We start from the raw sequence: 4,428 nt of genomic DNA on the forward strand, positions 1-4,428 counted from the left end.
TGTCGATGGCGGTGGCCCAGGATGCCCCGAGCGCACGCAGATGTGCGGCCGCCTCCGGCACGGCCTGCAGCGCTGCCTTCCTTTCCCGGCCGGTGGCCAGCATGCGATCCATCAGCCGATCGGAGCCGCGCAGGGCGCCATAGGCGGCAGGGTCATCGGTCACGGCGGCCGCAATCCTGTCGCCCGCAATATCCTTGACGATGAGGTCTTCGATCGTTCCGACGGCGCCGGCCGGGTCGCGCCAGATGCGTTTTGCGGCCTCGGCAAGTGCGGCCCGGTGATGACGATAATGCGGGACGGTGAGCGCCCGTGTCCGTGCCTCGTCGTCGACCGGCGTCCTGAACTCCTTCACCGCAGGCAGCATCGGCAAAATGGCCATTGTTTCGTTCCCGGGCTCGACGCTGGCGCCCGCGACGACCTTCGAGCGATCCTTCCGCTCGGCCAGATGCTGTTCCCCGGAGAAGCGCCGGACGGCTTCGAACAGCCGGGCGAGCTTTTCGCGCCGTTCAAGGGGCAGGTCTTCCGGCATGCGCTCGGCGATATTACGGGCCGCGAACTCGTCCTCCTTCGCGGTGAAGGCTTTCCATCCGAAGCGGGCCGTCAAAGCCTCGCTCACCGCCTTTACCTCCTGCACGACAGCACGGTCCTCGACGGCGAAGGCGAAGGCGGTCTTCCAGGCATCCTCCCCGCCACGGCTACGCACCGCCTCGATTTCGGCGAGACGCGCCATGGCCTGCCTTGAGAGCGCGGGGATGGACAGGGACATATGGGCGCGCCGTTCCTGCTCGCGCTCACGGAACCGGTCGGCACTTCTGCGGAACTCGGTGGCATGGGAACGAACGAGCGGAACCAACGCGTCCACGGCCGCCATCGCCCTGTCGCGTTCATCACGCGCCGCACGACCTTCGACCAGAAGATCGGCCCCGCGCAGCCGTCCGAGCGTGCCCGGGCGAGCTGCGATATCGTCGGCGAGCTTGCGGGGCTCGAGCGCTGCACCCGAGGCGAGCGCGTTCACCTTCGCAAGGGCCGCCTCCGGATCGCGATAGATCCTGTCGAGGATCGGGCGCAGGATGTCTTCCCGCTCCTTCCAGCGCGGCGAGGCAAGCTGGGCCAGCCGCGCATCTTCGTCGAGGCTGCGGGCGAACACCGTCGTCGGCGGGACCAGGTAGTGGGAGCCGGCGACCGGGACGGCTTCCGCCAATACCTCCGGGCGCTGCTCGTTATAGAAGACGCACCGTTCGCGCTCGATCGCGAAGCCGAGCGCCACGCTCGCCCGCTGCCACAGGGCCGCCACCTGACCGCGCTTTTCCGCAATCCAGGCCAGCCGCCGCGAAGCGCCCTCCTCCATTCCGGCCGCAACGAGCGAGAGACGATCGAGACCGCGCCGCCGGGCAAAATCCTGAGCGTGGGCCCGGTATCCCGCCTCGCTCTCAAAATCGAGCGTCGTCGTCTTGGCGCCGGTACGCGACAGCCGCTCGACAAGCCGGTTGAACAGTTTTGGCCGATGGCTTTCGCGCTCGATGCGCTCCTGACGGGCTTCGGCGGATTCGACACGCTCGACCGTCCAGACATTGCGCTCGACCTCGCGCGCCTCATAGCGCTTCTGTCCGGTTTCCTCATCCGTGACCGCAACCTTGACCTTGACCTTCTCGACGCCGTCCTTGCGCAGCGTGACGGTGTCGCCCTCAGCGACGCCGCCCTCCTCCAGCGCCTTCGGCAGGCTCACGCCCCAAACGCGATGGACAGCGCCATCCTCGGTCCTGACGTCGGCGTAGGGGCTCTCGGTCGCATCCTCGTCGTCTGGCCGGAACTTCGCTTGGCCGGTTTCCACGAGCTCGCCGGTGACGCCGGCACCATGATCGACGCGCGGCCTCCATCCCCATTGCGGCTTCGCCTCAAAATCTTCCCTGGCGGCATAGAGATCGGCGCGATCGCGATGCCGGGTCATCGCCACATAGGTCAGGTGCCGGTCCAGCATGCCGGTGGCGAGCACGAAGGTCCGCTCGACCGTCGCGCCCTGCGACTTGTGGATCGTCGTGGCATAGCCGTGATCGACATTGCGGTAGCTGTCCTCGCTGAAGACGACGTCGCGGCCAGTGTCGAGATGGACGCACAGCAACGGACCGCCGCGCTTGTCGCCGGTGGAGACGACCGTGCCCAGCATGCCGTTCCTGACATGTTGCGGTCCGAGCTGCTGCGCGCGCCGTTCGACGAAGCGGGCATTCTCCAGGAAGACGATGCGGTCGCCGGCGGCGAACGCCCGCGCCCCGCGCGCGGTCCGGAAGATGCGGGACCCAGATAACGCGCCCGCGTCGGTCATCACCTGACGCAGCGCCTCGTTGAGCTTGCGCACATCGTCATTGGTGTGGGCGAGAACGAGCAGTTCGTCGCCACGAAGCTGACCGCCTCTTTCCTCCGAGGCAGATTTCCCGATGGCCTGTTTGCGCGCTTCCGTCCAATCGGCCACGATGCGGCCGACGATCTCCTCACGCGTTTGCGCCTCGACCAGATGGCCGTGTCCGGCATAGGCATCGAGACCCTTTTCGATCTCGCCGCGGGCGAAGAGACGTGACGCATCCCGCGCCCACGCCTCGCGCTGGCGACGCACACCGGCAAGCTCGGCAAAGCCGATACGCTCCGAGACCGCCCGGAAGGCCGCACCCGCCTGGATCGGCTGGAGCTGCATGGCGTCGCCCACAAGAACGGTTTTTGCCCCGGCCGCCTCCACCGCCTTCAGCACACGCGCCATCTGCTGCGACGACACCATGCCGGCCTCGTCGATGACCAGAACGTCGCCACGCTCGAGCCGGTCGCGCCCGCTGGCCCAGGCAAGCTCCCACGATGCAAGCGTCCGCGACTTGATGCCGGAACTGTCCTCCAGCCCTTCCGCCGCCTTGCCGGCAAGGGCCGCGCCGACCACACGGCGCCTCTCGCCTTCCCAGGCAATGCGCGCGGCGGCCAGCAGCGTCGACTTGCCGGCCCCGGCAAGACCGACAACGGCGGCGATGGCGCTGTCGCCGGTGACGTGACGGACGGCATCGACCTGCTCGGCATCGAGGCGGATGGGCTTTTCCGTGCCGGCCGCCTCGACGGATTTGATCGCCGCGGCAACACCTCGCGCGGAGACGCCAAACCCCTTGCGCTGCGACAGACCCCCGGCCGATTTGGCCATGTCATATTCGATGCGCAGGAGGTCGCGCGTGGTGAACACCGCCGGCTCCGACGCCTTGCCCGTCTGTTCGTCGATCTCCTGCGGCTTCAGCGTCACCAACTCGTTCGAGGCCATCAGCCGTGCACGGATGTTGGCGAAGTCGGCCGGATCGTCGACATAGCGGTGCAGCGCTTTTGCGATATCCTTTTCGTCGAAGGTCGAACGTTCGTTGGAAAGCTGCTTCAGCACAAGATCCGGATCGGCCAGCAACCGGTCGGCCATCTCCTGGCGGCGCGCAAGATCGGCCGGGGCAAAATACATCCCGACGCCCTTGCGCGCGAGTGCCGCCTTTTCCGGCCCGAGGTGTTTTTGGGCAATGCCCTCAAAACCCTGTTCGGCGTAGGATCGCCCGTCGAGGCGGATTTCGTGACCGGCCAGCGCCAGATGCCGGTTGGCCGTCTCCGCCCAGGCGACCTTCCACCCCTTCATCGTCTCCCTGTCGCCGGCCCAGACCTTGTAGACGATCCTGCCGTTCGGCCGATCGGGCGTGACCACGCGCAACGGCGCGCCGTCCTCACCAGGCACAGGAACTTTCTTCGGCCCGAACCCCGCCTCCGTCAGCGGCCTGAGCGCCGTCAGCAGATGAATGTGCGGATTGCCGTCCTTGTCGTGATAGACCCAGTCGGCAATCATGCCCTTCGACGTGAAACGGTCCTCCACGAACTCGCGCACCAGCGCGATGTTCTCTGCCCGGGTCAGCTCTTCGGGCAACGCGACGATCAGCTCGCGGGCAAGCTGCGCGTCGGCCCGCGTCTCGAAGGCCTCGACCGCATTCCACAGCGCCTCGCTCGCCCCCGCCACCGACTTGCCCTCGATGGCGTTCTGCAGCCAGGCCGGGATGGCATCCGGCAGCGCCAGCTCCTCATGCACAAGTTCGGCCACCCCGCCGCGATAGCTGAACGACGTGCCGGCCAGTTCGTCCATCATCTTCGCACGATGACGATAGGCGGCGGCCGAGACGATCGAACGCCCCGATCCCCTTCCTATCACCTGCGCTCTGACGAACATGATCGCCACGACTGTCTCCGCATCCAGCAGGCACGTCGCGCCAGCGACGTATATTGCGCCCTCGAACCAAACGGGCCGCAGGGCCCGGTGCCGCGTCTCCGCAAGACGGCACCGGCTTGCAACTGCGGCTGCGACGTGTTCGGGATGAGGCAACATAGCCTGTTTTACTATTTCCTTCCAGATAGTATAATCATCGCCATCCACATTCA

1 protein-coding gene is annotated in these 4,428 nt (G+C 66.8%); it reads right to left on the minus strand.

Annotated elements, in window-relative coordinates:
* Positions 1 to 4,228, minus strand: a 4,228-nt coding sequence (gene traA / locus ABID37_RS26120) for a Ti-type conjugative transfer relaxase TraA (protein WP_354199882.1), incomplete at its 3' end; no start/stop codon positions are given.
* Positions 4,229 to 4,428: the final 200 nt, after the last annotated feature.

Source organism: Aquamicrobium terrae, assembly GCF_040545735.1.
Classification (GTDB): Bacteria; Pseudomonadota; Alphaproteobacteria; order Rhizobiales; family Rhizobiaceae; genus Mesorhizobium; species Mesorhizobium terrae_A.